Source organism: Pseudomonas sp. NFACC02 (genome assembly GCF_900110765.1).
Taxonomy (GTDB): domain Bacteria; phylum Pseudomonadota; class Gammaproteobacteria; order Pseudomonadales; family Pseudomonadaceae; genus Aquipseudomonas.
The window spans coordinates 127610-153417 of the sequence record NZ_FOEO01000010.1 but is presented as its reverse complement, the minus strand read 5'-3'; the positions used below and the strand labels follow the sequence as shown (position 1 = coordinate 153417).

General features: G+C 59.1%; 27 protein-coding genes, 1 other RNA gene and 1 pseudogene. 15 read left to right on the top strand and 14 right to left on the bottom strand.

All coding sequences use genetic code 11. From position 1 onward, the window contains the following. Positions 1 to 20 precede the first annotated feature (20 nt). On the top strand, positions 21 to 473 hold the full coding sequence (locus tag BMY73_RS11725) for a YaiI/YqxD family protein (RefSeq protein ID WP_092407218.1): 453 nt from the start codon (positions 21 to 23) through the stop codon (positions 471 to 473). A gap of 7 nt (positions 474 to 480) precedes the next feature. On the opposite strand, the gene elbB is transcribed toward BMY73_RS11725, so the two are convergent. Further along, positions 481 to 1161 carry an isoprenoid biosynthesis glyoxalase ElbB gene (gene elbB / locus BMY73_RS11720; protein ID WP_092407216.1) on the bottom strand — a complete coding sequence of 227 codons (681 nt, stop codon included), beginning with the start codon at positions 1159 to 1161 and terminating at the stop codon, positions 481 to 483. Positions 1162 to 1317: 156 nt separating this feature from the next. Here elbB and BMY73_RS28575 point away from each other — a divergent pair. Beyond that, positions 1318 to 1530 (top strand): annotated as a pseudogene (locus BMY73_RS28575) (hypothetical protein); the annotation flags it as partial. 23 nt (positions 1531 to 1553) lie between these two features. On the opposite strand, the gene BMY73_RS11710 reads toward BMY73_RS28575, so the two are convergent. After that, on the bottom strand, positions 1554 to 2174 hold the full coding sequence (locus tag BMY73_RS11710; protein WP_238591758.1) for a DedA family protein: 621 nt from the start codon (positions 2172 to 2174) through the stop codon (positions 1554 to 1556). A gap of 648 nt (positions 2175 to 2822) precedes the next feature. Here BMY73_RS11710 and ppk1 point away from each other — a divergent pair. Beyond that, positions 2823 to 5045 (top strand): polyphosphate kinase 1, encoded by a 2223-nt coding sequence (gene ppk1, locus BMY73_RS11705; protein ID WP_092407214.1) that lies wholly within the window; start codon positions 2823 to 2825, stop codon positions 5043 to 5045. Here the strand turns inward: ppk1 and ppx are convergent. The 5 genes from ppx to BMY73_RS11675 form a co-directional block, all read right to left on the bottom strand. Then, the gene (gene ppx, locus BMY73_RS11700) at positions 5032 to 6534 is read right to left on the bottom strand and encodes an exopolyphosphatase (protein WP_092407212.1); all 1503 of its coding nucleotides are present in this window, start codon (positions 6532 to 6534) and stop codon (positions 5032 to 5034) included. The two genes, ppk1 and ppx, sit on opposite strands and share 14 nt — an antisense overlap. A 656-nt stretch (positions 6535 to 7190) precedes the next feature. Then, positions 7191 to 7925 (bottom strand): amino acid ABC transporter ATP-binding protein, encoded by a 735-nt coding sequence (locus BMY73_RS11690; RefSeq protein WP_062379619.1) that lies wholly within the window; start codon positions 7923 to 7925, stop codon positions 7191 to 7193. Beyond that, complete coding sequence (locus BMY73_RS11685; protein WP_175500173.1) at positions 7912 to 8562, bottom strand: amino acid ABC transporter permease; 651 nt, start codon at positions 8560 to 8562, stop codon at positions 7912 to 7914. The genes BMY73_RS11690 and BMY73_RS11685 overlap by 14 nt, the downstream gene beginning before the upstream one ends. Further along, positions 8559 to 9224 carry an amino acid ABC transporter permease gene (locus BMY73_RS11680; protein ID WP_062379617.1) on the bottom strand — a complete coding sequence of 222 codons (666 nt, stop codon included), beginning with the start codon at positions 9222 to 9224 and terminating at the stop codon, positions 8559 to 8561. The genes BMY73_RS11685 and BMY73_RS11680 overlap by 4 nt, the downstream gene beginning before the upstream one ends. Before the next feature lie 28 nt (positions 9225 to 9252). After that, the gene (locus BMY73_RS11675; protein WP_092407206.1) at positions 9253 to 10038 is read right to left on the bottom strand and encodes a transporter substrate-binding domain-containing protein; all 786 of its coding nucleotides are present in this window, start codon (positions 10036 to 10038) and stop codon (positions 9253 to 9255) included. 256 nt (positions 10039 to 10294) lie between these two features. Between BMY73_RS11675 and BMY73_RS11670 the strand changes: the two genes are divergently transcribed. The 8 genes from BMY73_RS11670 (at position 10295) to BMY73_RS11635 (ending at position 18986) form a co-directional block, all read left to right on the top strand. Beyond that, positions 10295 to 10999, top strand: coding sequence for a FadR/GntR family transcriptional regulator (locus BMY73_RS11670; RefSeq protein ID WP_062379614.1), 705 nt, complete (start codon positions 10295 to 10297; stop codon positions 10997 to 10999). A gap of 477 nt (positions 11000 to 11476) precedes the next feature. Next, positions 11477 to 11806: a thioredoxin TrxA gene (gene trxA / locus BMY73_RS11665; protein WP_062379612.1), complete on the top strand. Its 330-nt coding sequence runs from the start codon at positions 11477 to 11479 to the stop codon at positions 11804 to 11806. Positions 11807 to 12033: 227 nt separating this feature from the next. Next, positions 12034 to 13293: a transcription termination factor Rho gene (gene rho / locus BMY73_RS11660; protein WP_027979976.1), complete on the top strand. Its 1260-nt coding sequence runs from the start codon at positions 12034 to 12036 to the stop codon at positions 13291 to 13293. Between the two features lie 89 nt (positions 13294 to 13382). Continuing rightward, on the top strand, positions 13383 to 15347 hold the full coding sequence (locus BMY73_RS11655; protein ID WP_092407204.1) for an acyltransferase family protein: 1965 nt from the start codon (positions 13383 to 13385) through the stop codon (positions 15345 to 15347). A 73-nt stretch (positions 15348 to 15420) separates the two neighbouring features. Further along, a complete protein-coding gene (ubiD, locus tag BMY73_RS11650; protein WP_092407202.1) occupies positions 15421 to 16887 on the top strand; it encodes a 4-hydroxy-3-polyprenylbenzoate decarboxylase in 1467 nt (488 codons plus the stop codon). After that, entirely contained in the window at positions 16887 to 17855 is a 969-nt protein-coding gene (locus BMY73_RS11645; RefSeq protein ID WP_092407200.1) for a CDP-6-deoxy-delta-3,4-glucoseen reductase, read from the top strand. The genes ubiD and BMY73_RS11645 overlap by 1 nt, the downstream gene beginning before the upstream one ends. A 185-nt stretch (positions 17856 to 18040) precedes the next feature. Further along, positions 18041 to 18715, top strand: coding sequence for a gamma-glutamylcyclotransferase (locus BMY73_RS11640; protein ID WP_062379605.1), 675 nt, complete (start codon positions 18041 to 18043; stop codon positions 18713 to 18715). A gap of 76 nt (positions 18716 to 18791) precedes the next feature. Continuing rightward, positions 18792 to 18986, top strand: coding sequence for a type II toxin-antitoxin system RelB family antitoxin (locus BMY73_RS11635; RefSeq protein ID WP_092407198.1), 195 nt, complete (start codon positions 18792 to 18794; stop codon positions 18984 to 18986). An 80-nt stretch (positions 18987 to 19066) separates the two neighbouring features. Here BMY73_RS11635 and glpT read toward each other — a convergent pair whose 3' ends face one another. Continuing rightward, entirely contained in the window at positions 19067 to 20416 is a 1350-nt protein-coding gene (gene glpT, locus BMY73_RS11630; RefSeq protein WP_092407196.1) for a glycerol-3-phosphate transporter, read from the bottom strand. Positions 20417 to 20704: 288 nt separating this feature from the next. On the opposite strand from glpT, the gene BMY73_RS28310 reads away from it, so the two are divergent. Both BMY73_RS28310 and BMY73_RS11620 read left to right on the top strand, forming a co-directional pair. Further along, positions 20705 to 21082: a TonB family protein gene (locus tag BMY73_RS28310; protein ID WP_175500170.1), complete on the top strand. Its 378-nt coding sequence runs from the start codon at positions 20705 to 20707 to the stop codon at positions 21080 to 21082. Next, complete coding sequence (locus tag BMY73_RS11620) at positions 21079 to 21615, top strand: CbrC family protein (protein ID WP_062379598.1); 537 nt, start codon at positions 21079 to 21081, stop codon at positions 21613 to 21615. The genes BMY73_RS28310 and BMY73_RS11620 overlap by 4 nt, the downstream gene beginning before the upstream one ends. 104 nt (positions 21616 to 21719) lie before the next feature. On the opposite strand, the gene BMY73_RS11615 is transcribed toward BMY73_RS11620, so the two are convergent. Next, positions 21720 to 22697 (bottom strand): NADPH:quinone oxidoreductase family protein, encoded by a 978-nt coding sequence (locus tag BMY73_RS11615; RefSeq protein WP_092407194.1) that lies wholly within the window; start codon positions 22695 to 22697, stop codon positions 21720 to 21722. Positions 22698 to 22832: 135 nt separating this feature from the next. Between BMY73_RS11615 and BMY73_RS11610 the strand changes: the two genes are divergently transcribed. Then, positions 22833 to 23246 (top strand): flagellar basal body-associated protein FliL, encoded by a 414-nt coding sequence (locus BMY73_RS11610; protein ID WP_062379595.1) that lies wholly within the window; start codon positions 22833 to 22835, stop codon positions 23244 to 23246. A 113-nt stretch (positions 23247 to 23359) separates the two neighbouring features. Here the strand turns inward: BMY73_RS11610 and BMY73_RS11605 are convergent, their stop codons facing one another. Then, on the bottom strand, positions 23360 to 23809 hold the full coding sequence (locus tag BMY73_RS11605) for an EVE domain-containing protein (RefSeq protein WP_092407192.1): 450 nt from the start codon (positions 23807 to 23809) through the stop codon (positions 23360 to 23362). A 196-nt stretch (positions 23810 to 24005) separates the two neighbouring features. Between BMY73_RS11605 and BMY73_RS11600 the strand changes: the two genes are divergently transcribed. Then, complete coding sequence (locus tag BMY73_RS11600) at positions 24006 to 24155, top strand: hypothetical protein (protein WP_092407190.1); 150 nt, start codon at positions 24006 to 24008, stop codon at positions 24153 to 24155. Between the two features lie 123 nt (positions 24156 to 24278). On the opposite strand, the gene BMY73_RS11595 is transcribed toward BMY73_RS11600, so the two are convergent. From BMY73_RS11595 to BMY73_RS11580, 4 genes are all read right to left on the bottom strand, one after another. Beyond that, entirely contained in the window at positions 24279 to 24905 is a 627-nt protein-coding gene (locus tag BMY73_RS11595) for a 5-formyltetrahydrofolate cyclo-ligase (RefSeq protein ID WP_062379592.1), read from the bottom strand. Positions 24906 to 25015: 110 nt separating this feature from the next. Then, a non-coding RNA gene (ssrS, locus tag BMY73_RS11590) (6S RNA) lies at positions 25016 to 25194 on the bottom strand. A gap of 31 nt (positions 25195 to 25225) precedes the next feature. Further along, positions 25226 to 25546 carry a cell division protein ZapA gene (locus tag BMY73_RS11585; protein WP_062379590.1) on the bottom strand — a complete coding sequence of 107 codons (321 nt, stop codon included), beginning with the start codon at positions 25544 to 25546 and terminating at the stop codon, positions 25226 to 25228. Then, positions 25543 to 25752, bottom strand: a complete 210-nt coding sequence (locus BMY73_RS11580) for a TIGR02449 family protein (protein WP_062379587.1) — start codon at positions 25750 to 25752, stop codon at positions 25543 to 25545. Before BMY73_RS11580 ends, BMY73_RS11585 begins: the two co-directional genes overlap by 4 nt. Positions 25753 to 25808: the final 56 nt, after the last annotated feature.

Genomic DNA, 25808 nt, shown 5'->3' with positions numbered 1-25808 from the left:
TTTAATCTGAGATCAAACCTATGCGTGTCTGGATCGACGCCGATGCCTGCCCGAAAGTGGCCAGGGATCAGGTGGTCAAATTTGCCCTAAAGCGTCAGTTTGAAGTGGTGCTGGTCGCCGGTCAGGCCGTGCCCAAACCGGCGTTTGCGCTCGTGAAGCTGATCGTGGTGCCCAGCGGCCCCGACGCCGCCGACGACTATCTGGTGGAGCATGCAGTGCCGGGTGAGCTGGTCATCTGCAGCGACGTACCGCTGGCTGATCGGCTGGTGAAGAAGGGCGTGGCGGCGCTGGACCCGCGAGGCAAAGAATTCGATGCCCAGAACATGGGCGAGCGGCTGGCGGTGCGTAACCTGTTCACCGACCTGCGCGAACAAGGGCAGGCAGGCGGAGGTCAGGGCGCGTACGGTGATCGTGAAAAGCAGGCCTTCGCCAACTCGCTGGACCGCATTTTGACGCGATTGGCGCGGGGTTGACGGTCTGTCAGGTCGAAGGCTGCTCTTCGTTTTCCTGCACCAACTCCAGCACTCGATCCACGAGCTTGTTGATGCCTGCGGCCGCTTCACCGATGGACTTGGCGACCATGTAGCCTGGCGTGCTGACCAGTTTGCGGTCTTTGTCTTCGACGATGTCGGTAACGTCACATTCTTCATGGTTGCCGCCCATTCGGGCGATCTTGGCGGCGGTGTCAGGGTCGTTGCCGATGGTACAGGTGACACCGGGGCCGTAGATCTTCGCGGCGAGCGCCGGTGACACGCAAATCAGGCCTACAGGTTTGCCCGCTTCGGCAAACGCTTCAGCCATGGCGAGAACCTCTGCCTGAACCCTGCAGTTTGAGCCTTCGGCGGCGAAGTTCGAAAGGTTCTTCGCGGCGCCAAATCCGCCGGGGATGATCAATGCGTCGAACTCGGTGATGTCGGCTTCGCGGATGTCTTCGATGGCGCCACGGACGATGCGTGCCGATTCCACCAGCACGTTGCGGGTTTCGGGCATTTCTTCGCCAGTCAGGTGGTTGATGACGTGATGTTGCGCAATGTTCGGCGCAAAGCACTTTACCTCGGCGCCGCGCTGGTTCAGGCGCAGCAGGGTGAGCACACTCTCATGGATCTCCGCGCCGTCCTGGACGCCGCAACCTGAAAGAATGACGGCCACTTTCTTGCTCATGCAGGTGCTCCCTTTCGTGGGCGATCCAGTCCGCTCTGGGGACGCCGGTGTTGTCGTTTTCCATGGCGCCGGGCGAGTCGTGCGCCGGGCCAACGATGTCGTCAAATGTCTACTAATTTGTCATTTGTTGCCATAGGGGGTTCCTGTGGTCGTGCCATGATCTTCGGCGTGACCACGCGGTCGAGAAGCTGGAAGCCGCTGTGGGCCAACGTGCCGTTCTATGCGCGACTGGCGGCGGATGCACGGCGTACGACGTCGTGGCGGGACACGCTGAGGATCTGGTTCCTGCGCAGGGGATGGCGGCTGGCCGACGTGGCGGCGCGATACCCGCTGAGCAAGCCGGGTTTAAGTCAATTTCGAAAATTCGACAGGCGTACTTCGCTCGGGGCGATTCACTCGTCTGGGCGGTTCTTGACGTCGACGGTGGCCGGTACGGAGGCCAGTCTGGCTTCCCGGGCAATGCGCGCATTCTTGATGCGACGGCGCACCCACAGCAGAACGCCGATCACCAGCAGTATGCCGAGGACCCATAGCTCGTACTTCTTGACGTTGCCCAGCATGCCTTCCAGCACGGCGCCAAACTTGTAGGCCGCCACGCCCAGTGCGGCCGCCCAGACCGCCGCTCCGATGCCGTTGAGCAATAGATAGCGTCCTGGCGGATAGCCAGACAAGCCAATCGCCACCGGCATGACCGTGCGCAGCCCGTACACGAAGCGGAAGCTCAGAACCCAGATGTCCGGGTGTTTGCGGATATGCTCCAACGCGCGGTCGCCAAGCAACTGCCAGCGCGGTTTTCGAGCCAGAAGCTTGCGACCGTGCTTGCGCCCCATGAAATACCAGAGCTGGTCGCCCGCGTAGCTGCCGAAGAAGGCAACCACCACGACCAGATTGATGTCCATGTACCCACGAAACGCAAGAAATCCGGCAAGAACCAGAATGGTCTCGCCTTCGAAAAAGGTGCCGAGGAAAAGGGCGAAGTAGCCGAATTCTTGTAAAAAATGCTGGAGCATCATTTGGGTGCTGGCGAAATGAACGCGCAGCCTAACTCGCCGAAGACATTCAGGAAAGTGTGGAAATGTGTCACCGCGTTAAACTTTCCTACAGTCGGTAGGGAATCGTCGTCTAGGAAGAGGGTTTGCGTCCCGCAGTATTTGTCGAAATCGGGACTGTCACGTAAGCGTCATAATGCCGGCTTATAAATGTCACGCTTGCCCGTCTGCATGGGCCTGGGAGCATTTCGTGCGCATTGCCCACACCCCTCGATCCCGACGATTTCGCTTATCCGCTCGCGCGGATCCGTCCTGCCCGGCGCTCCGACGCGACCTGCTGTCGGCAAACCTTTCCTTTTTTGGTTTGTCGCACGTAATGCCTGAAATCCCGCGGATGCCGGCCAGTGTCAATACCGAACACTACGATTTGGACTTGCAGGACGCCGAGAAATGCGTAGCGTGGGGAGTCAACGCGCGTCAAGCGTCGCCCCTTGGGTCTGTCAGATCATTCTTCTGCCCGGAACAGGGCCATCGTGATCACCACCCCGCAGAGGGCGTGACTGGCTCAGAACGCTGGACGTCACCACTGTTGTGGCGCGGACGGCATGTCGACCTCACTCGCCGTTCGCGCGGCCCAACTGTTACAAGGGCGTTTGCCTTACAGGATTATTCATGAGCACCGAAGGATCTACCGAAGCCGCCGTTGAAATTGAACCCCAGGCCCTGACTCAGGAAATCACCTCGATGGTCGAGCCAAGCATTGAGGTGGTGCCCGCGCCCGAACCCCCGCCGCCGGCCATACCTGCCCTGGTGATTCCCAACCTGGACGACAGCAGTCTCTACATTCATCGCGAGTTGTCGCAGCTGCAGTTCAATATTCGCGTTCTGGAACAGGCGCTGGACGAGTCTTATCCACTGCTTGAGCGGCTCAAGTTCCTGCTGATCTTCTCCAGCAACCTGGATGAGTTTTTCGAGATTCGTGTCGCGGGCCTGAAGAAGCAGATCACCTTCGCCCGTGAACAGGCGGGTGCCGACGGTCTTCAGCCACACCAGGCGCTGGCGCGCATCAGCGAGCTGGTGCACGGCCACGTTGACCGCCAGTACGCCATCCTCAACGACATCCTGCTGCCCGAGCTTGAGAAGCATCAGGTGCGCTTCATTCGTCGTCGTTACTGGACCACCAAGCTGAAAACCTGGGTTCGTCGCTATTTTCGCGATGAAATCGCACCGATCATCACGCCAATCGGTCTGGACCCCACGCACCCGTTCCCGCTGCTGGTGAACAAGTCGTTGAACTTCATCGTTGAGCTGGAGGGTGTCGATGCGTTCGGTCGTGACTCCGGTCTGGCGATCATTCCTGCGCCACGTCTGTTGCCGCGCATCATCAAGGTGCCCGAAGACGTCGGCGGCCCGGGCGACAACTACGTGTTCCTGTCGTCAATGATTCACGCGCACGCTGACGACCTGTTCCAGGGCATGAAGGTCAAGGGCTGCTACCAGTTCCGTCTGACCCGTAACGCTGACCTGGCGCTGGACTCCGAAGACGTCGAAGACCTGGCCCGCGCGTTGCGTGGCGAGCTGTTCTCGCGCCGTTACGGCGACGCCGTGCGCCTGGAAGTGGCGGACACCTGCCCGAAACACCTGTCTGACTACCTGCTCAAGCAGTTCAACCTGAGCGAGACCGAGCTGTATCAGGTCAACGGTCCGGTGAACCTGACGCGTCTGTTCAGTATCACCGGCCTGGACAGTCATCCAGAGCTGCAATACGCGCCGTTCACGCCGGCCATTCCGAAGTTGCTGCAGAACAGCGAAAACATCTTCAACGTGATCAGCAAGCAGGACATTCTGCTGCTGCATCCGTTCGAGTCGTTCACCCCGGTCGTGGATTTGCTGCGTCAGGCAGCGAAAGACCCTCATGTGCTCGCCGTGCGTCAGACGCTGTATCGCAGCGGCGCCAATTCGGAAATCGTCGATGCGTTGGTGGACGCCGCGCGTAACGGCAAGGAAGTCACCGCCGTCATCGAACTGCGTGCTCGATTCGATGAAGAGTCCAACCTGCAACTTGCCAGTCGGCTGCAAGCGGCGGGCGCGGTGGTGATCTACGGCGTTGTCGGCTTCAAGACCCACGCCAAAATGATGCTGATACTGCGTCGCGAGGCGGGCGAGATCGTTCGCTATGCGCATCTGGGCACGGGTAACTACCACGCCGGTAACGCGCGTCTGTACACCGACTACAGCCTGCTGACCTCCGACGATGCCTTGTGTGAAGACGTTGGCAAGCTGTTCAGTCAGTTGATCGGCATGGGCAAGACGCTGCGTATGAAGAAGCTGCTGCATGCGCCGTTCACCCTCAAGAAAGGGATGCTCGACATGATTGCCCGCGAGACCCAGTTCGCGGCCGAGGGCAAGCCTGCGCACATCATCGCCAAGTTCAACTCGCTGACCGATCCAAAGATCATCCGCGCGCTGTACAAGGCCAGCCAGACCGGCGTGAAGATCGACCTGGTGGTGCGTGGCATGTGCTGCTTGCGTCCAGGCGTGCCGGGCGTGTCGCACAACATTCAGGTGCGTTCGATCATCGGGCGGTTTCTGGAGCACACGCGCGTCTTCTACTTCCTCAATGGCGGCGACGAGCAGATGTACCTGTCCAGCGCCGACTGGATGGAGCGTAACCTCGACAAACGTGTCGAGACCTGCTTCCCGGTGGAAGGCAAGAAGCTGATTCTGCGCGTGAAGAAGGAGCTGGAAGGGTATCTGACTGACAACACCCATAGCTGGCTGTTGCAGCCGGACGGGCGCTACATCCGCAGCACGCCGACCGGCAACCAGAACGCCCGCAACGTGCAGGCGTCGCTGCTGGAAAAACTGAGCAACCCGGTCCTCAGCGTACGCTGAGGACGATGCCGACTCGGGTCAGCCACTCGGCTTCCAAGCCGAAGTCGGCCTGAGTCAGCTGGTTGTTTTCCAGCCAGCCATCCGGGAACAGGATGTCGAGGTTGTTTCCATCGGCGGTCAACACCGGCTGCGGCATCTCTTGGGTGCCGCGAATGTGATGGAACAGGATCGCAAAGCGCAGCAACACGCACAGACGAATCAGCTTGATGCCTTCGTCGCCAAACTCGGCGAACTTGTCCTTGGGGATGTTACGACGATGGCCGCGCACCAGCAGCGCGAGCATCTGTTGGTCTTCGCGTGAGAAGCCGGCCAGATCGGAATGCTCGATCAGGTAAGCGCCGTGCTTGTGGTAGTGATAGTGGGCGATGTCCAGACCCACTTCATGCACCTTCGCCGCCCAACTCAGCAGTTCGCGGTACAGGTCGTCTTCCAGGTCCCACGCTTTTGCCACTTGCTCCAGGGCAGACAACGCTTTGCGCTCGACGCGCGCCGCCTGTTCAAGGTCAACGTGATAACGGTCCATGAGCGAGCTCAGGGTGCGCTCACGCACGTCCTCATGGTGATGGCGACCGAGCAGGTCATACAGCACGCCTTCTCGCAGGGCGCCTTCACAGTGGTCCATGCGTTGCAGATCGAGCGCGTCGAAGATCGCTTCGAGAATCGCCAGACCTGCCGGAAAAATCGCCCGACGGTCCGGTTTGAGGCCTTCGAAGTCGATTTTGTCGACATCACCGAGCTTCATCAGCTTGCGCTTGAGCCAGGCGAGGCCTTCGGCGTTGACTTCGCCGGCGCCGTGGCCTCCGGCTTTCAAGGCCAGACCGATGGCGCGGATCGTCCCGGACGAACCAATCGCTTCGTCCCAGCTCAAGCGGTGCAACGCGTGCTCGATGCTCATGATCTCCAGCCGTGCTGCGGTATACGCCTGGGCGTAGCGGGCCGGGGTGATCTTGCCGTCTTTGAAATAGCGCTGAGTGAAACTGACGCAGCCCATCTGCAGGCTTTCACGCAGCAAGGGTTCGAAGCGCTGACCGATGATGAATTCGGTGCTGCCGCCGCCAATGTCGGCGACCAGTCGCTTGCCCGGCGTGTCCGCCAAGGTATGGGAAACACCCAGATAGATCAGGCGCGCTTCTTCACGACCGGAAATCACTTCGACCGGATGGCCAAGGATTTCTTCGGCGCGATGAATGAATTCGTTGCGGTTGCGAGCCTCGCGCAGGGCATTGGTGCCCACGATCCGTACGGCGCCGGTGGGCATACCGTTGATCAGTTGGGCAAAACGCTTCAAGCAATCGAGCCCGCGCTGCATGGATTCTTCGCTGAGCTTGCGCTCGTCGTCGATCCCGGCGGCCAGCTGCACTTTCTCCCCAAGCCGCTCAAGGATGCGGATTTCGCCCTGATTGGCTTTGGCAACAACCATGTGAAAGCTGTTGGAGCCCAGGTCGATCGCGGCGATCAGCGAGAGATTTTTGGCGGTGGATGAAGGCATGATCAGAGGTCTCGGTTGATAACTCCGACATCGTGCCACGATCCATCCCTGCCGCCAAACGGGGAAACGGATATCCGGGCCTGGTGCAGATATTCTGTAGACGCTGTAGAAGGCTACGAGGGCAGCGAATGCGGAGTATCAGCCACTGTGGATGGCGCTGACCCATTGCAATTCGCGGGCAAGCGCGCTCCTACAGTATCGGCGGCGTTCTTAGTCCTCAGAACGACGCGGACTCTGTGGGAGACGTCCGAGGTTACGAGGGCAGCGAATGGGGTGTGTCAGCCACTGTGGATGGCGCTGACCCTCCGCATCCGCCAGCAAGCCGGCTCCCACCGGTCCGAGGTTGGACAGGATCTGAGGGATGGCCTCGAGCTCGTCAACGACGCGGACTCTGTGGGAGACGTCCGAGGTTACGAGGGCAGCGAATGGGGTGTGTCAGCCACTGTGGATGGCGCTGACCCTCCGCATCCGCCAGCAAGCCGGCTCCTACAGTATCGGCGGCATTCTTAAGTCCTCAGAACGGCGCAGATCCTGTGGGAGACGTCCGAGGTTACGAGGGTATGGGCCGCAATTCGGACGAATGCGGAGTATCAGCCACTGTGGATGGCGCTGACCCTCCGCATCCGCCAGCAAGCCGTCACGAGGTTGTGGTGCGCTCAGGCCTGCTCGACTGAACCGATGAAATTCGCCAGCTCTGGCGTTTTCGGGTTAGCCATCAATTCCCGCGGATCGCCCACTTCGTGCACTTTGCCCTGATGCATGAACACCAGTTTGTCGCCGACTTCACGGGCGAAGCGCATTTCGTGGGTCACCATGATCAATGTCATGCCGTCTTTCGCCAGCTCGCGAACCACGCTCAGCACTTCGTTGACCAGTTCAGGGTCCAGCGCCGAGGTGATTTCGTCGCACAGCAGCACTTTAGGCGACATCGCCAGGGCGCGAGCGATGGCGACGCGTTGCTGCTGGCCGCCCGACAGGCGATCCGGAAACGCATCGAATTTTTCACCGAGCCCTACACGGTTGAGCATTTCCTTGGCCAGTCTGGTCGCTTCAGCCTTGGAGACCTTCTTGACCACCTGTGGCGCGAGCATGACGTTCTCGCCGACCGTCAGATGTGGAAACAGGTTGAACTGCTGGAAGACCATGCCGACCTTCTGCCGAAGGCTGCGCAGGTCCGCGCGCGCGGCGTCCAGGTATTCGCCATCGACTTCGATCACGCCGTCATTGATCGACTCAAGGCCGTTGAGCGTGCGCAGCAAGGTGCTTTTGCCCGAACCGCTGCGACCGATGATCGCCACGACCTGACCTTCCTCGACACTAAGGTCGATGCCTTTTAGAACGTGGTGGTCGCCGTAATATTTGTGCAGGGCGGAAATTCTAAGCAGAGGCATGAAGTCTCCTTTCCAGGTAGCGCGCGCTGAGCGACAACGGGTAGCAAAGCAGGAAGTAGCCCAGGGCGACGAAGCCGTAGACCATGAAAGGCTGGAACGTAGCGTTGGCGAGCATGCCACCGGTTTTGGTCAGCTCGGTAAACCCGATGATCGAGGTCACGGCGGTGCCTTTGACGACCTGCACCGAGAAGCCCACCGTCGGTGCCACCGCGATGCGCAGCGCTTGCGGCAGGATCACGTAGCGCAGCTGCTCCAATGGCGTGAGCGCCAGGCTGGCGGAAGCTTCCCACTGGCCGTTGGATATCGACTCGACGCACCCCCGCCATATCTCGGCCAAGTAGGCGCTGGTAAATAGCGTCAGCGCCAGCGCTGCGGCGAACCATGGCGAAATGTCCACGCCCATCAATGCCACACCGAAGAACACCAGAAACAGCTGCATCAGCAGCGGCGTGCCCTGAAACAGCTCAATGTAGCAACGGGCGAGGGTGCGAAAGGCCGAGGTGTCGGAGATGCGCATGGTCATGACCAGCAAGCCGATCACGCCTCCGCCGATGAAGGCCACCAGCGACAGCGCCAGCGTCCATTGCAGGCCCGTGAGCAGGTTGCGCACGATGTCCCAAAGCGTGAAATCCATCAGCTGTTCCTCGCGATGTAGCGACGCCCGATCCATGCCAGCAACTGACGAATCAGCAGGGCCATGCACAGGTAAATCAGCGTGGTAATGATGTACGTCTCGAAGGCACGGAAGTTGCGCGACTGAATGAAGTTGGCGGCGAAGCTCAGCTCTTCGGTGGCAATCTGCGAACAGACGGCCGAACCGAGCATGACGATGATGATCTGGCTGCTCAGTGCCGGCCAGACCTTACCCAGTGCGGGCACCAGCACCACGTAGCGAAAGGTCTCGAAACGCGTCATCGCCAGCGCGGCCGACGCCTCCAGTTGTCCGCGAGGTATCGCCTGGATGCCGGCGCGGATGATCTCCGTGGAGTAAGCGCCCAGGTTGATCACCATCGCCAGCACCGCGGCCTGCCACTCGGAAATCTGCAAGCCCAATGAAGGCAGGCCGAAGAAGATGAAGAAAAGCTGCACGAGAAATGGTGTGTTGCGTATCAGCTCGACGTAGACCCCGAAGATCGCCGAGAACGGCTGGATCTTCCAGGCTCTGACGATCGCGCCCACGATGCCCACGCTGACGCCGAGCAAGGTGCCAATGGCTGTCAGCTCCAGCGTGAACAAGGCCCCGCGAAGCAGCAAGTCAGCATTTTGCAGCACCGGAATGAAGTCAAACTGATAAGCCATCTAAACGCCTCGGGTCAGCAATCGAAGATCAAAGATCGGCCGGCAGAGGCTGCTTGAGCCATGTCTGCGAGTTCTTTTCCAGCACGCCATCTTTCTTCGCCGCTTCGAGGATTTCGTTGACCTTGGCCAGCAGCTCGGGCTGACCTTTGTTCACGCCGACGTACACAGGCGAGTCCTTGAGTTTCACTTTCAGCGCCGGGATGCGTTTGGGGTTCTTTTCGCTGATCGCGACCATCACCACGTTGCCGCTGGCGATCAGGTCGGTCTGGTTGGCCAGGTAGGCCGCGATGGTCGAGTTGTTGTCTTCGAAGCGCTTGATGGTCGCTTCCTTGGGCGCCACGGCGGTCAGTTCGATGTCTTCGATGGCGCCACGGGTGACGCTGATGGTCTTGCCTTTGAGGTCGTCCACACCGCTGATGGCGACGTCAGGTGGGCCGAACACCGCGAGGTAGAACGGCGCATAGGCGCGCGAGAAGTCGATGACCTTTTCACGGTCCGGGTTCTTGCCGAGGCTGGAAATCACCAGGTCGACCTTTCCGGTGGTGAGAAACGGGATGCGGTTGGTGCTGTTGACCGGCGTCAGTTCGAGTTTGACCTTCAATTGATCGGCGATCAGTTGGGCGGTGTCGATGTCCAGGCCGCGAGGCTTCATGTCCGGGCCGACCGAGCCAAAGGGCGGGAAGTCTTGCGGTACGGCGACTTTCAGGACACCCCGTGCGGTCACGTCATCCAGGCCGTTGGCATGGGCAGGGGCCTGGCCGAGCATGAAGCTGGCAAACAGGGCGGCAAGCAGGGCGCTGTAACGCTTGGTCATGTGACGTCTCCGAAGTCAGGACGAGTCGTGGGTGATGACGAACCTCCAGTGCACAGCTCATGCCAGCCCTGAATTCGCGACCATGGAATGCGGGTTGCAAGTGCGTTGCGGTCTAACTGGTCTGAACAGTCAGCGATTCCACCGCCCTGCTTTGGCGCGCCTGAAAGCCGCAGCGCCCCGTGCTTGGGCGTCACTTGCTGAAACTTCGCGATGGCGCTACAAGAGGATTTTTCCACGGTATTTCGTTTGAATCGCCATGCACCCGAGCCCTGTCGCCGTACCCGAAGCCGCCTTTCAAGCGATCCGCAAACTGATCGCCGAGCAGGGCTATGGCCCGGGCGACAGCTTGCCTTCGCAGCGGGATCTGGCGGTTCGCCTGGGTGTGAGCCGGGCCTCGTTGCGTGAGGCGCTCTCATCATTAAGCGCGTTGGGCGTGGTCAGCGTGCAGCCGGGTAAGGGTGTGTTCGTTCAGGCGGTTTCTGAACCACAACAGAGCACGAGCGGTTTTTCCTGGCCTTATGCGGCCCACGCTTCGCCTTCGGAGACGTTTCAACTGCGTTATGCGCTGGAAGGCTTTGCGGCGGGGCTCGCGGCAGTCACGCTGACCGCCGATGAACGCGATGTGCTGGAAGACAACGTTGAAGCCATGCGTCTGGAGTTGAAGGCCGGGGATTTCGACTGCGCGGCAAAACTGGATTTCGATTTCCATCGGCGCATTCTGATCGCCAGTGGCAATCAGGCCATTCTTGGGATCATCACGGCCAGCGCCGACATTTTTCTGGAGAGCCAGAAGCTGCCTTTTATTCGGGCGGGCAGAGCAATGGAAACGTGGCAGGAACACCGCAAGATCCTGCGCGCATTGGCTCGCAACGCCTCGGGCCCGGCGCAAAAAGCCATGCAAGAGCACATCAGAGGCGCAGCGCTGCGGACCGGAATCGTATTCGTCGCGCCTTCGGCTTAGCGGACTTATCAGCCAACCCCCGTCCTGTTAGGCGAAACGCATGACCCAGTGAGAGCGAATTCATTCGCGATTGGCCGTTACATCCGACGCATCTTGACTGGACTCACCAGCGAATCGCGAATGAATTCGCTCTCAAAGGGCGTCGCACCGGGCGTCTCGCGCTCTGTATCTGGCACTTCGTACGTTGTAGGAGCGTGGCTTGTCCCGCGATCTGGCGCGCAGCGGCAGTAACGTCAGGTATTTCGGTGTGTCAGCTAGACCGCATTCGCTGGGTTTGCTGCCGGTTCCCGGCAGATCGCGGGACAAGCCACGCTCCTACGCCTTTGGCAGAGGCGGCATAGGTGGGTCCGCCAAGTCACTTCAATAAAGCTAGTCATGAACGTTCATAGCAAGAGACAATCGCCCGCGCCTTCCTGTCGCGGCGTGACACAGTTATGATGGTCCACGTTTTTTTGCCTATGACCTCGGAGACATCTCATGAGTAGCGACCTTATCAAACACGTCAGCGACGCGAGCTTCGAAGCCGATGTCCTGAAGGCTAGCGGTCCTGTGCTGGTTGATTACTGGGCTGAGTGGTGTGGCCCATGCAAGATGATCGCTCCGGTCCTGGACGACATCGCTGGCACTTACCAAGGCAAGCTGACCATTGCCAAGCTGAACATCGACGAAAACCAGGAAACGCCAGCCAAGCACGGCGTTCGTGGTATTCCGACCCTGATGCTGTTCAAGGACGGTGAAGTTGCAGCGACCAAGGTCGGCGCACTTTCCAAGTCCCAGCTGCAAGCATTCCTCGACGCCAACATCTGATGGCGGTAAAGCCCCGCAAATAGCGGGGCTTTTTTCCGGGTTGCACTAGACGCTCGGAAAATCAAGTGGTACATTCGGCCCCGCAACGGCTTCTCCGTTGCCCCCTGCTAGCCGTCGCCGACGCTCTCCTTTCGATTTGTACGCGATCCTGTCGCCTTCTCTGCGGCGCGGCCTCATTAAGCCAAAAGCTTAATTTCCCCCTCCATACATGATTACGTCATTCCTATATGAACCTGACTGAACTCAAGCAAAAGCCTATTACCGATCTGCTCGAAATGGCCGAACAGATGGGCATAGAAAATATGGCCCGTTCGCGCAAGCAGGATGTGATCTTCTCCCTGCTGAAAAAGCACGCTAAAAGCGGCGAGGAAATCTCGGGTGATGGCGTGCTGGAGATCCTCCAGGATGGCTTCGGCTTCCTTCGCTCTGCAGACGCCTCCTACCTTGCCGGTCCAGACGACATCTACGTCTCGCCGAGCCAGATCCGCCGTTTCAACCTTCGCACGGGCGACACCATCGTTGGCAAGATTCGCCCACCGAAGGAAGGCGAGCGTTACTTCGCGCTGCTCAAGGTCGATACCATCAACTTCGACCGTCCGGAAAACGCGAAGAACAAGATCCTGTTCGAAAACCTGACGCCGTTGTTCCCGACCGTGCGCATGAAGATGGAAGCCGGTAACGGTTCCACCGAAGACCTCACCGGTCGCGTGATCGACCTGTGTGCGCCGATCGGCAAAGGTCAACGTGGCCTGATCGTTGCGCCGCCGAAGGCGGGCAAGACCATCATGCTGCAAAACATTGCATCCAACATCACTCGAAACAACCCTGAAGTTCACCTGATCGTTCTGCTGATCGATGAACGTCCGGAAGAAGTGACCGAAATGCAGCGTACCGTGCGCGGCGAAGTGGTTGCTTCCACCTTCGACGAGCCACCGACCCGTCACGTGCAAGTCGCCGAAATGGTGATCGAGAAGGCCAAGCGCCTGGTCGAGCACAAGAAAGACGTGGTCATCCTGCTTGACTCCATTACCCGCCTGGCTCGTGCCTACAACACCGTCATCCCGAGCTCCGGCAAGGTACTGACCGGTGGTGTCGACGCTCATGCGCTGGAAAAACCGAAGCGTTTCTTCGGTGCGGCTCGTAACATCGAAGAAGGCGGCTCGCTGACCATCATCGCTACCGCGCTGGTTGAAACCGGCTCGAAGATGGACGAAGTGATCTACGAAGAATTCAAAGGCACCGGCAACATGGAACTGCCTCTGGATCGCAAGATCGCCGAGAAGCGTGTGTTCCCGGCCATCAACATCAACCGTTCCGGCACCCGCCGTGAAGAGTTGCTGACCGCCGATGACGAATTGCAGCGTATGTGGATCCTGCGCAAGCTGCTGCATCCTATGGATGAGGTCGCTGCCATCGAGTTTCTGGTCGACAAGTTGAAACAGACCAAGACCAACGATGAGTTCTTCCTGTCGATGAAGCGCAAATAACGCGCTGAGCGTCTGTAGAAAAATGGTGTTCCTTTGGGGCACCATTTTTTTTGACTTTTTCTAGCCATTAACCAGAGACAAGGAGTGTCATGCACACCTTTGGTAATCGTCGTGACATTGACGGTCTGCGGGCGCTGGCCGTTATTCCGGTCGTTCTCTACCACTTCGGCTTCGGCGCCTTCAGCGGTGGCTTCGTCGGTGTCGACGTATTCTTCGTCATCTCGGGCTTTCTGATCACCTCGATCATCTTTCGCGAAATCAGCGCCGGACGCTTCAGCTTTGTCGATTTCTGGGCGCGACGTGCGCGCCGAATCATTCCCGCCCTGGGCGTCATGATGCTCGCCACATTGGTGGTGGGGTGGATCATCATGCCGGCCAATGATTACTCGCAACTGGGCCGAGCCGTGCGCTATCAGGCGATGTTCGCGTCCAACATCCTGTTCATGCGCCAGGACGGCTATTTCAATCCCGCTTCCGACTTCAAACCACTGCTGCACACCTGGTCGCTGTCGGTCGAAGAGCAGTACTACATCCTGTTTCCGCTGTTGATGGTGGCGTTGATTCGCTTCCTGCGACACTGGCGCTGGATATTGTTCGGGCTGTTGGTCGTGTCATTCGCGGTTAACGTGTGGGCCGTCAAGCGTGAGCCCGATGCAGCGTTCTTTCTGCTGCCCATGCGGGCCTGGGAGCTGCTCTGCGGGGCGATGCTGGCGGTGATTCCGGCTGGCGGACGCAAGGGGCCTGCGTGGGTGTATCAACTGGTCAGCACGCTGGGTCTTTGCGCAGTGCTGTACGCCATTTTCGGGTTTGATAAGTACACGCGATTCCCCGGCTGGGCAGCGCTGCTCCCGGTGTTGGGCGCTACAGCGATGATTTGGGCCAACGGTCATGCCTCGACCCTGGTGGGACGCGTGTTGAGCGTGCGGGCGATGGTCGGCGTCGGCCTGATTTCCTACTCGTGGTACCTGTGGCACTGGCCGGTTTTTGTGTATGCCAATGCCGTTTCCGTGGATGGCATGCAGGCATTCGAAGCCGCTGGCTGGGTGGTGTTCACCCTGCTTCTGGCATGGATGAGCTGGCGTTTCATCGAGCTGCCCTTTCGCGAAAAACGGTTGCTGGCCGGGCGCAAGCCTGTACTGGTTGCCGGATTGACTGCTTTGCTGATCATCGGCGCCGCCGGGCAGCTTGTGCGTGAAGGGGATGGCGTGCCATCACGTCTTTCCGGCCAGGCGATGCAATATGCAAAAGCCCGGGATTGGCAGCAAGGGCAGATGGAGTGCCTGCTGCAGCGTAAAAGCGAGGACCTGACGAAGGTGTGTCGCTTCGGCGGTGACGAACGCACACCGCCCGTGCAACTGGTGTGGGGCGACAGCCATGCCGCCGCATTGAAGCCCGCGATCGAGGCGGATGCCGAGCGTTACGGAGTTCCTGTCTGGCTTGCCAGCCTTTCGGGCTGTCCGCCGATTCTGGGGCACGAAACCCGCCGGCAATGTCAGGATTTCAATCAGGCCACGCTGCAATCCATTCGCGAACACAAGATCCGCGATGTCGTCCTGGCCGCGCGCTGGAGTTTGTACCTGTATGGCGAAGAGGACGGTGACATGCAGAACGTTCTGTATCGCGACGACAGCCGCCCTGTCGCCGAACAGCAAGTGGCGAAGGATCTGACGGCCATGGTTCACGACCTGCGGGCGACAGGCGCACGCGTGTGGATTTTCAAGGAAGTGCCGCTGCAACGGCAGGGTACCGTGGCGCGTTTGGCGAGTCTGGCGATGGTCGGGCGGTCTGCAGAGCGACTGGGACGACCGATCGCCGAACACCTCGCTCGCCAGCAGTTCTTGAATTCGCTGTTCACTCGGTTGAGCAATGAAGACCCCAAGGTGCGAGTGATCGACCCGACAGCATTGATGTGCCCTGGCGGCATATGCCGTGCGGAGTTCGACGGCTATTCGCAGTACATGGATGAAAATCACCTGTCGGACCAAGGGGGCGAGCGTATGAAGCCGTTGCTGGCGCCGATCTTCCTTGGCGAAAACGCCGTTCAAGGCGGGTGATTACGCTTCAGGCTGCTGCTGTCGGCCGTCAGAGCAGGTAGGATGTGCATCTATTTGTTAAGTGGCCGGGTTAATGAAATTCAAGGATCTACGGGATTTCGTGCAGCAGCTTGAGCAGCGCGGAGAGTTGAAACGCATTCAGGTACCGATTTCTCCCGTACTGGAGATGACCGAAATCTGCGACCGGACCCTGCGCAACAAGGGACCGGCCCTGCTGTTCGAGAACCCGACCGGTTTCGACATTCCGGTCCTTGGCAACCTGTTCGGCACGCCGGAGCGCGTGGCGATGGGCATGGGCGCCGAATCGACCGAAGAGTTGCGTGAAATCGGCAAGCTGCTGGCCTTTCTCAAAGAGCCCGAGCCACCGAAGGGGCTTAAGGACGCCTGGTCAAAGCTTCCCATTTTCAAAAAAGTCATCGCCATGGCGCCGAAAGTCGTGAGGGACGCGCCTTGTCAGGAAATCGTGATCGAGGGTGACGACGTCGACCTCGGCATGCTCCCAGTGCAGACCTGTTGGCCTGGCGACGTCGGCCCTTTGATCACCTGGGGACTGACCGTCACCAAAGGCCCGAATAAAGAGCGCCAGAACCTGGGTATCTATCGTCAGCAGGTGATCGGGCGCAACAAGGTCATCATGCGCTGGCTTAGCCATCGTGGCGGCGCGCTGGACTTCAAGGAATGGTGCGCCAAGCATCCCGGACAGCCATTTCCGGTTTCCGTCGCCCTGGGGGCTGACCCGGCGACCATTCTCGGTGCCGTGACACCCGTGCCGGACAGCCTTTCCGAATATGCCTTCGCGGGCCTGCTGCGTGGCAACCGGACCGAGTTGATCAAATGCCGGAGTAACGACCTGCAGGTGCCAGCGAGTGCTGAAATAGTGCTCGAAGGCGTTATTCATCCGGGCGAAATGGCCGATGAAGGTCCTTACGGGGACCACACCGGTTATTACAACGAAGTCGACAGCTTTCCGGTGTTCACTGTCGAACGCATCACCCACCGCATCAAACCGATCTACCACAGCACGTACACCGGCCGTCCGCCGGATGAGCCAGCCATTCTCGGTGTCGCGTTGAACGAAGTGTTCGTACCGATCCTCCAAAAGCAGTTCCCGGAAATCACTGATTTCTACCTGCCGCCTGAAGGTTGTTCTTACCGCATGGCGGTGGTGACGATGAAGAAGCAGTATCCCGGCCACGCCAAGCGCGTCATGTTGGGCGTGTGGTCGTTTTTGCGACAGTTCATGTACACCAAGTTCGTTATCGTCACGGACGACGACATCAATGCCCGTGACTGGAATGACGTTATCTGGGCAATCACCACGCGCATGGACCCCAAGCGCGATACGGTGATGATCGACAATACGCCGATCGACTACCTGGACTTCGCCTCGCCTGTTTCCGGGCTGGGCTCGAAAATGGGGCTCGATGCTACGCACAAATGGCCGGGCGAGACGACCCGTGAATGGGGGCGTGCCATCGTCAAGGACGAAGCCGTCACTCGCCGGATCGACGACATCTGGAATCAGCTGGGAATAGATTGATGCGCGTAACCTTGCAGCCATCGGGCGCTGTACTTGAGACATTGCCCGGCGAGCGAATCCTCGATGCCGCCCAGCGGCTGGGCTACGAATGCCCGCAAAGCTGTCGTAATGGCAACTGCCATATCTGCTCGGCGCTGCTGGTCGAGGGCAGTGTCGTGCAAAACGGTGAGTTGCAGGGCCACGGCGAAATCTACACGTGTCTGGCCGTCCCGCAGGAAGACTGCGTGGTGCTCTGGGACAGCGTACTGGCACTGGGAGAATTGCCGGTGCGTACGTTTGCCTGTCAGGTGACCGAGTGCGTCGAGGTCGGCGGGGACGTCTGGCGCGTGATGTTGCGCGCGCCCGCAGGCAAGCCGCCGCGTTATCACGCCGGTCAGTACCTGATGATCGAGCGGGACGACGGCGAGAAGTCGGCCTTCTCCATGGCCTCAGCGCCCGAAAGCGGCCGCGATCTGGAGTTTCATGTGCTGGCCCGCGAATTCAGCGCGCAGAATCTGATCAAACAGTTGCAGCGTGAAGGCATGGCCCGCGTGGAGTTGCCCTTCGGCGACACGCACCTGGGCGAACTGCCTGACGGTCCGCTGGTGTTGATCGCCGCAGGGACCGGCATGGGGCAGATGCACAGCCTCATCGAACATTGCCGTTCCAAGGGGTTCCCGTACCCGGTTCATGTCTATTGGGGCGTTCGCCGGCCTGAAGACTTCTATGAGCTCAAGCATTGGGACGAGTGGAAAACGCTGCCTAACCTGCATTTGCACAAGATTGTCAGTGATGTATGCGGTTGGGAGGGGCGTTGCGGGATGCTGCATGAGGCGGTGTGCGAAGACTTCGCCGACCTGAAATCGATTCAGGTCTACGCCAGCGGCTCGCCCAACATGGTCTATTCCACCCTGGATGCTCTGGTGGTCGCCGGCATGGATGCCCATCAGATGCGCGCGGATGTGTTTGCTTACGCGCCGCGTTCCTGACCGTCCGCCCGATGGCAGATTCGGTGGAGAGTTAATTGCATCAGAATATGTGCGGAGCCGGTTTCAAGGCGTCACCGCCTGCACATTGCTCGCAACGGTGCCTGACTGTTGATTCGCTGTTGCGTGAGCCGCTTTAGAAGTGTTCAGCACGACATTGGTGTTATCCAGGCCAATGGGGGAGCCAGATGGGGAATCAAATCAATAGCTTGGTGGAGGCCGTGCACGATGGCCTCGGGCTGTCCTACCCACCCGTTATCGACCTTGGGCCGAAGCTGACCCGCGATCAACTCCTTGCCTCCATGCATGCCACCCTGTCCCGTCACAAAGGCGGTCCCGTCTGGTTATTTGCCTATGGGTCACTCATCTGGCGCCCGGAGTGCTCCGCGGTGGAGCGTCAGCGGGGTCGGGTTCATGGCTACCATCGTGGCCTCTACCTATGGTCCCACGAGCATCGCGGCACACCCGAGCAGCCGGGGCTGGTCTTTGGCCTGGACCGTGGCGGCTCCTGCAGCGGTTTCGCTTATCGCCTGCCGGAAGAAAACATCGAAGCGTCATTGCTGGCGCTGTGGCAGCGGGAAATGCCTTTTCCGTCCTATCGCCCGCACTGGCTCAGTTGTCGACTCGAAGATGGCACCAAGGTCCAGGCGTTGGGTTTTGTGCTTGAACGCCACCTGCCCAGCTACGCCGGCAACCTGCCTGACAGCGTACTGACTCAAGTCCTGGCCAGCGCCAGCGGTCGTTATGGCACCACGTGGGAATACGTCGAACAAACCATTCAGGCCCTGCGCAGCCACGCCATGCCGGACTTGAGTCTGGAAGAGCGGTTCAAACGGTGTAAGCCGGTTTTGCTGGCGGTTTAACATTCGGTTGCGAAGCGCATTTTCAGTCCTGTGTGCTCAGCAGCTAGACTGCGCAGACCCGCAAAGGAGATATCCAATGAGCGCCCAACTTTCCCCACTGGTTTCCGAGTTTGAGTCAGAAGAGCAGGCGGCCAGATACGACGCCTGGTTCCGCACCAAAGTGCAGGCTTCTCTTGACGATAACAGACCAAACATTGCTCACGATGATGTCATGGCAGAGATGAGGCAGCGGTTGGCTGCCAAGCGTGACCAGCGTCGTAATGATCGTTGAGTGGCGGCCAAAGGCAAGGGCTTGATCGCAGTCCGGCTTGATAAGTATCCAGACTTACCAAGCCGATTTTTTGAGCAAGGTTAAGCCACAGCCTCACGCGACTGACTCGCCACCCGCGTATGCCACAAGGTCGGAGCAAGGAATGCCATGGCCAGCACACACGACGCCACGAGAATCACGAAGCCGCCATCCCAGCCGAAATGGTCCACGGTGTAGCCCATCAACGCACTGGCCGCGACCGAACCACCCAGATACCCGAACAAGCCCGTGAAGCCTGCCGCCGTTCCGGCCGCTTTCTTCGGTGCCAGCTCCAGCGCCTGCAAGCCGACCAGCATCACCGGGCCGTAGATCAGGAAGCCGATGGATACCAGCGCGATCATGTCGACCGTCGGGTTGCCTGGCGGGTTAAGCCAGTACACCAGCGTTGCGACCGTCACCAGCGCCATGAACACAATGCCCGTCAGGCCGCGATTGCCACGGAAGATTTTGTCCGACATCCAGCCGCACAGCAGCGTCCCCGGAATGCCCGCCCACTCATAGAAAAAATACGCCCACGAGGTTTTGTCGACGTCGAAGTGTTTGGCTTCCTTCAGGTAGGTCGGTGCCCAGTCCAGCACGCCATAGCGCAGCAGATAGACGAACACGTTCGCCAGCGCGATGTACCACAGCATTTTGTTGCGCAGCACGTATTTGACGAAGATTTCCTTGGCGCTGAATTCTTCTTCGTGGCTCGCGTCGTAGCCTTCCGGGTAGTCGTTCTTGTACTCCTCGACCGGTGGCAGACCCACGGATTGAGGGGTGTCGCGCATGGTGATGAATGCGAACAGCGCCACAAACAGTGCCACTGCAGCGGGCACATAGAACGCCGCGTGCCAGTCGTTGGTCCAGCCCAGACCGAGCAGGAACAGCGGACCAATGAGGCCGCCTCCCACGTTGTGCGCCACGTTCCACACCGACACCACGCCACCGCGCTCTTTCTGCGACCACCAATGCACCATGGTGCGACCGCTCGGTGGCCAGCCCATGCCCTGCGCCCAGCCGTTGATAAACAGCAGAATGAACATGATGGTCACGCTCGAGGTTGCCCAGGGCGCGAAACCGAACACGAACATCACTGCCGCTGACACCAGCAGACCGAATGGCAGGAAATAGCGCGGGTTCGAGCGATCCGAAACCAGCCCCATCAAGAACTTCGACAGACCGTAGGCGATCGCAATGGCTGAAATCGCAACGCCCAGTTCACCTCGGGTGTACCCCTCATCGATCAGGTATGGCATGGCCAGCGAGAAGTTCTTGCGCAGCAGGTAGTAGCCAGCGTAACCGAAGAAAATACCCGCGAAAATCTGCCAGCGAAGGCGGCGGTAGGTGCTGTCGACGCGCTCTGCAGGCAGCGGGGCCTGATGCGCGGCAGGTCGGAAGAAGGAAAACATCGAGACACTCCAAGGGTTTTTATTTTCTTATGCGAAAGCGAATATTACATTTTCGTTACAGAAAATAGGAAGGCGTCTCATCGGGAAATATCCCGAATTCAGGCCCTTTGCCGTGTTGGATTACGAACATGGCGGAAATGTGTACGTCAATGCCCGGCCTTTAGGATCCGTCCTACGTTAGAACAGGATTCGATCACCTTACCCGTAGTGACTCGCGCTCCTACCATCGCGCCTTCAGCCGTAGTGGCGTTTAGGGACGAGGTTAATGTGGGTGGGTGGCGAAAGTACGTGAGCGGTCTCGGGCTTTGCCTGCTCGCGCTCAGTGGCACAGCAGCAGGAAGAGAGGCCCATCCGTTGTTTGATCGGTACGTCTCCCCTGCTTACCCGTCCGCGCTGCGCGGTGGACGGCTGTTTGCGAGCGTGCGGGTGAACTACGACATTCACCACGACGGGTCTGTCAGTGGAATCAGGGTCACCGAGCAAACCGATCAAAAGTCAGCCAATGCCGTGCTTTCGGCAGTCAAGCGCTGGCGGTTCAAGCCATGGGAGGTGACCGAGGGCATGCCGGCAACCATCGGCGAGTCCGTGCATTTCGTCTTCGATCAGGAACGACGTGAGCGTCGGTTGAGGATGGTGATTTCGTGGGTGCGGAGGGGGGAGGTATGAAAGAAGAACTACCATTGTTTCGCTATCACCCAGATCCGATTGCGACAGGTGCGATTGAGATTAGCGATGAGCGCTGCACTTGTTGTGAGAGGGCTCGCGGCTACATCTATAGAGGGGCCATGTACACCACGTATGACGTCGAGACTTTGCTCTGCCCTTGGTGTATCAGCGACGGCTCAGCTGCAAAGAAATTTGAAGGTTCATTCAACGATGTAAATTCAATGATTGGGAGGGGGATACCTGCATCAGTGGTCCAAGAGGTCAATGAGCGAACACCAAGCTACAGTTCGTGGCAAGAAGTGGTTTGGCTTTATCACTGTTCGGATGCCTGTGAGTTTCATGGTGATGCGTCGGCTGACGATGTGCGCAATGCAGTCCCTTCGACTTTTGAAGCGTTTTTGGAGGGGCAGGAGGAATTTAGGGAGCACTGGCTATCAGAGTTCACGAACTATCAGCCCAATGAAGACTTGGTTTTTTACAAGTACAAATGCAGGCATTGTCGGATGGTGCTGCTGACGTACGAGTACAGCTGAAATGGAGGGTGGCGAGCCTGTAAGCGTCATGCCATACCGAGTTTCCTTTTTTGAGCAATAAATAAAACCCGCCAAATCGGCGGGTTCATATGCACTTTCTCAATTCACCTGACGCCAACCACCACCTTCCCAACCGCCTTCCTCTGCCCCAACGAATCAATCGCTTCTCCCGCCTGTTCCAGCGGGTAAACCCTCGACACCAGCGGCTTCAACTTCCCTTCGCCGTACCAGGTGAACAACTGTTGAAAGTTCGCGGCATTGTCCTGTGGCTGGCGCTGTGCGAAAGACCCCCAGAATACGCCGACGACGGAGGCGCCTTTGAGCAGCGTGAGGTTCACGGGCAGTTCGGGGATGCGGCCGCTGGCGAAGCCGACGACCAGCAGGCGGCCGTTCCAGGCGATGGAGCGGACCGCCTGATCGAAGAGGTCGCCGCCGACGGGGTCGTAGATGACGTCGACGCCATTGCCGTTGGTGAGGCGTTTGACTTCGTCCTTGAGGCTGGTTTCGTTGTAGTTGATGAGTTCATCGGCGCCAGCGTTTTTGGCGACGTCGAGTTTGTCGGCGCTGCTCGCGGCGGCGATGACGCGTGCGCCCATGGCTTTGCCGATTTCTACGGCGGCCAGGCCCACGCCGCCTGATGCGCCGAGCACGAGCAGGGTTTCGCCCGGTTGCAGGTGGGCGCGTTGTTTGAGCGCGTGCATGGAGGTGCCGTACGTCATGCTGAAGGCTGCGGCGGTGGTGAAGTCCATGGCCTCGGGAATGGGCAGGACGTTGTAGCCCGCGACGGCAATTTGTTCGGCGAAGCTGCCCCAGCCGGTGAGGGCCATCACGCGGTCGCCGACCTTGAGGTGGCTGACTTTTTCACCCACGGCGGCCACGACGCCCGAGGCTTCTCCACCCGGCGAGAACGGGAAGGGCGGTTTGAACTGGTATTTGCCCTCAATGATCAGGGTGTCGGGGAAGTTGACCCCGGCGGCGTGCACGTCCAGCAGGATTTCATTTTTCTTGGGTTCGGGGGCTGGGATATCTTCCAGCACCAGCGTTTCGGCGGTACCGAAGGCTTTGCAGAGCACGGCTTTCATCGGGGACTATTCCTTTTCCAGTGATGGCCGATAAGTGTAGGTAGAGGGGGTGTGGGGTCAATGAGCATGCCCCGGCCTGATAGGCGTGCATAAGCCGAAGTCAGCTATGCCGCGAACCGGATTGAGGAGTGGAATGTGAAAGCGTGGATTCTGATGCTGTTGGCGTTATCGATGCCTGTCGTGGCCCTTGCCGAGGAGGGCGGTGGCGAGAAGGACGACCCGAACAAGGTGTCTTACGTGGCGCTGACCCCACCGTTCGTGGGCAACTACGCGCTGGACGGCGGTCCGAAGCTGCACGTCTATAAAGCGGACGTGGCGTTGCGGGTCAAAGGTGCCGAGGCGCAGAAGCTGGTGAAGCAGAACGAGCCGCTGATTCGTAATCAGTTGGTCGCGCTGTTCTCGCAGCAGACGGTTGACAGCATGAGCAACGTCGACGCCAAGGAAAAGCTTCGTCAGGAAGCCTTGAAGCAGACCCAGCAGGTGCTCAGCCAGGAAACCGGCCAGCCTGTGGTGGATGACCTGCTGTTCAATAACTTTATTGCGCAGTAAGACGGCTCCCTTTCAGGCGTGCTCGCGATCGCGTTGTGTCAGTGGATTCAATCTCATCAGACAAAAAGCAATCGCGGGCAAGCGCGCTCCTACAGGGGGTTGCACTGCCTGCTTCAGCGCAACGCCAGCACCGCCGCCCATTGTTCGGCGGTCACCGGCATGACTGACAAACGGCTGCCTTTTTGCACCAAAGGCAACTGCTCCAGTGCCGTTTGCTGTTTCAGGTAGCCCAGGCTCAGCACCTTGGGGAAGGTTTCGACGAAGGCGACGTCAATCGCAGTCCAGGGATTCTTTTCCTGGGTGGCTTTGGCGTCGAAGTAGTGGCTCTTGTTGTCGAGAGCGGTGGGGTCCGGGTAGGCGGCCTGAACGATTTTGCCGATGCCCGCGATGCCGGGTTCAGGGCAACTGGAGTGGTAGAAGAAGAACTCGTCGCCCACCGCCATCGCGCGCAGAAAATTACGCGCCTGATAGTTGCGAACGCCGTCCCAACGGGCTTGGCCGAGTTTTTGCAAATCCGTAATCGAGAACTCATCGGGCTCGGATTTCATCAGCCAATAGGCCATTTGTGATGTCTCCAGAAGGGTAACTGGACAGGTTGTCCTACGTTTTTATGACAAACCGACAGTCGGCTGACGCCAGTATTTGCGTGTTGGTTCACGTTATCGCAGAATGCCGGGATTTTAAGGGCTACACCGTCACGCCGCCGACAGAAAGATGCTGCGGACGTCAGTTTTTTGATTCGCCAAAGGGGGGCAATCAATGCAACGCAAGCCGGATTTACTATGGATTTTGGTCATTTTGTTCGGCTTGGGCATTGTCACCACCGGGTACGCGCAGGGTCTGTGGTCCGCCAAGGTCGACGCGCCGGTTGAGATCACTCAGCAACAGCAGCAACCAACTCGCCGCTGATTGGAGTCACCCTCCCTTGTAGGAGCGCGCTTGCCCGCGATGAGGGCGGCGCAGTCGACGCATATGTGTTGGCCTGGAAGAATTTTCGCGGGCAAGCGCGCTCCTACAAAGCCAAAACCCTGGTCAGGCCAGATACCATCGCTTGTCCGACACCGTTCCTTGTAGCGGTACATCCCAACTGGCCACGGCCAGCTTTCCGACTTTCTGACACTCGTGCGCCAAGCCAAGCAGCACGGGTTTCTGCCAGGCTTTCCGACGCGCTTGATACGCCAGGCTGCGGTCGTAGAATCCGCCGCCCATGCCCAATCGACCGCCTTGATCATCGAAGCCCACCAGCGGCATCAGAATGAGGTCCAGCGCCCAGATCTTGCGCTGTTTTCGGGCATCGATCCGTGGCTCGGGAATACGGAATCGGTTCGGTCGAAACTTCTCTCCCGGCTTCACCCGTTGAAATACCATCTTGGTTCGAGGCCAGGCGCTTAGCACCGGCAAATATGTCTTTTTGCCCCGTCGCTGAGCCTCGCGAAGCAGCAGGCGCGGATCAATTTCGCCGTCCATCGGAAGATAGAGCGAAACGTGCCTGGCCCGACGAAATAGCGGGTTTTGCGCCAGTTGACGATACAAACCCTGCGCCGCCTGTCGCTGTTCTGCACGGTTGAGCGCACGACGGACTTTGCGCAAAAGGCGACGTAATTGTGGGCGAGAGAGGGTGGAAGAGTCGTGCGGGGAAGCGGCGCCGGAAGAAGTCATGCAGGCGGGTCCGTGCGATCTAAAGGGGGATCGAGCAATCGGGCTGATTCTCGATGGCTGTCCCCATTTCCGCCGCCAGGCAAGGCGCCTGGCGATGGCTTGAAAATTCGAGACTCCCCGACGAACCGCTGTCGGTGTAGCCCTTGAACCCGAAAGTTCAAGGTGGAGATTGCAGGAGGTTTTAAGGCTTTCCGTCGAGCGGACATGCACACCAACCCCAACGTGCAACCCCCGTGGTTGTGCGTATCGGCTCAGGGACATGACCGACTGGCAAGCACTCCAGGGAGCGGTCGCAAGTATACCGAATCATGTCGGAACAATCAGCCTTGTGCTTTTGGCTCATCCGTGGCAAGGACCAGGTCCACGCGGTCCAGAAGATCGCGAACCTGCTCGCGGGTCGAGCCACTAGCCTGATTCGCCTCGGGACGCTCCTGTTTATGCAGCAGGTCATGGGTAATGTTCAGCGCGGCCATCACCGCGATGCGGTCGGCGCCGATGACTTTGCCGCTGCTGCGGATCTCGCGCATCTTGCCATCCAGGTAGCGCGCTGCGCTGACCAGATTGGTGCGCTCCTCTTGAGGGCAGATGATCGAATACTCTTTGTCGAGGATTTGCACGGTGATGCTGTTGCCATTACTCATGAGTCTTGCTCCAGGGCCTTGAGGCGCGAAATCATGGACTCGACCTTTTGCCGGGCGATTTCGTTCTTTTCGATGAGGTGAGCGCGTTCCTCGCGCCAGGTTTTTTCCTGAGCTAATAAGAGTCCGTTTTGACTTTTTAGTTGCTCGACACGATTGATCAATAACTCCAGTCGAGCCATCAGCGCTTGCAGGTCGTTGTCTTCCATTGTTTTCCACTGATTACTTTCAGATGAGTGGTGCAGGAACTGGCGTCTGGATTCGC

Excerpts from the sequence above, each read along its gene's own strand:
- glpT (WP_092407196.1), bottom strand. The coding sequence starts at position 20,416 with ATGTTTTCCTTCTTCCGACCTGCCGCGCATCAGGCCCCGCTGCCTGCA.
- BMY73_RS11585 (WP_062379590.1), bottom strand. The coding sequence starts at position 25,546 with ATGAGTAATGGCAACAGCATCACCGTGCAAATCCTCGACAAAGAGTAT.
- trxA (WP_062379612.1), top strand. The coding sequence starts at position 11,477 with ATGAGTAGCGACCTTATCAAACACGTCAGCGACGCGAGCTTCGAAGCC.
- BMY73_RS11620 (WP_062379598.1), top strand. The coding sequence starts at position 21,079 with ATGAAAGAAGAACTACCATTGTTTCGCTATCACCCAGATCCGATTGCG.
- BMY73_RS11600 (WP_092407190.1), top strand. The coding sequence starts at position 24,006 with ATGCAACGCAAGCCGGATTTACTATGGATTTTGGTCATTTTGTTCGGC.
- ppk1 (WP_092407214.1), top strand. The coding sequence starts at position 2,823 with ATGAGCACCGAAGGATCTACCGAAGCCGCCGTTGAAATTGAACCCCAG.
- ubiD (WP_092407202.1), top strand. The coding sequence starts at position 15,421 with ATGAAATTCAAGGATCTACGGGATTTCGTGCAGCAGCTTGAGCAGCGC.
- BMY73_RS11645 (WP_092407200.1), top strand. The coding sequence starts at position 16,887 with ATGCGCGTAACCTTGCAGCCATCGGGCGCTGTACTTGAGACATTGCCC.
- ppx (WP_092407212.1), bottom strand. The coding sequence starts at position 6,534 with ATGCCTTCATCCACCGCCAAAAATCTCTCGCTGATCGCCGCGATCGAC.
- BMY73_RS11680 (WP_062379617.1), bottom strand. The coding sequence starts at position 9,224 with ATGGCTTATCAGTTTGACTTCATTCCGGTGCTGCAAAATGCTGACTTG.
- BMY73_RS11670 (WP_062379614.1), top strand. The coding sequence starts at position 10,295 with ATGCACCCGAGCCCTGTCGCCGTACCCGAAGCCGCCTTTCAAGCGATC.
- BMY73_RS11605 (WP_092407192.1), bottom strand. The coding sequence starts at position 23,809 with ATGGCCTATTGGCTGATGAAATCCGAGCCCGATGAGTTCTCGATTACG.
- BMY73_RS11615 (WP_092407194.1), bottom strand. The coding sequence starts at position 22,697 with ATGAAAGCCGTGCTCTGCAAAGCCTTCGGTACCGCCGAAACGCTGGTG.
- BMY73_RS11640 (WP_062379605.1), top strand. The coding sequence starts at position 18,041 with ATGGGGAATCAAATCAATAGCTTGGTGGAGGCCGTGCACGATGGCCTC.
- BMY73_RS11595 (WP_062379592.1), bottom strand. The coding sequence starts at position 24,905 with ATGACTTCTTCCGGCGCCGCTTCCCCGCACGACTCTTCCACCCTCTCT.
- elbB (WP_092407216.1), bottom strand. The coding sequence starts at position 1,161 with ATGAGCAAGAAAGTGGCCGTCATTCTTTCAGGTTGCGGCGTCCAGGAC.
- BMY73_RS11675 (WP_092407206.1), bottom strand. The coding sequence starts at position 10,038 with ATGACCAAGCGTTACAGCGCCCTGCTTGCCGCCCTGTTTGCCAGCTTC.
- BMY73_RS11655 (WP_092407204.1), top strand. The coding sequence starts at position 13,383 with ATGCACACCTTTGGTAATCGTCGTGACATTGACGGTCTGCGGGCGCTG.
- BMY73_RS11710 (WP_238591758.1), bottom strand. The coding sequence starts at position 2,174 with ATGATGCTCCAGCATTTTTTACAAGAATTCGGCTACTTCGCCCTTTTC.
- BMY73_RS11690 (WP_062379619.1), bottom strand. The coding sequence starts at position 7,925 with ATGCCTCTGCTTAGAATTTCCGCCCTGCACAAATATTACGGCGACCAC.
- BMY73_RS11580 (WP_062379587.1), bottom strand. The coding sequence starts at position 25,752 with ATGGAAGACAACGACCTGCAAGCGCTGATGGCTCGACTGGAGTTATTG.
- BMY73_RS11635 (WP_092407198.1), top strand. The coding sequence starts at position 18,792 with ATGAGCGCCCAACTTTCCCCACTGGTTTCCGAGTTTGAGTCAGAAGAG.
- BMY73_RS11725 (WP_092407218.1), top strand. The coding sequence starts at position 21 with ATGCGTGTCTGGATCGACGCCGATGCCTGCCCGAAAGTGGCCAGGGAT.
- rho (WP_027979976.1), top strand. The coding sequence starts at position 12,034 with ATGAACCTGACTGAACTCAAGCAAAAGCCTATTACCGATCTGCTCGAA.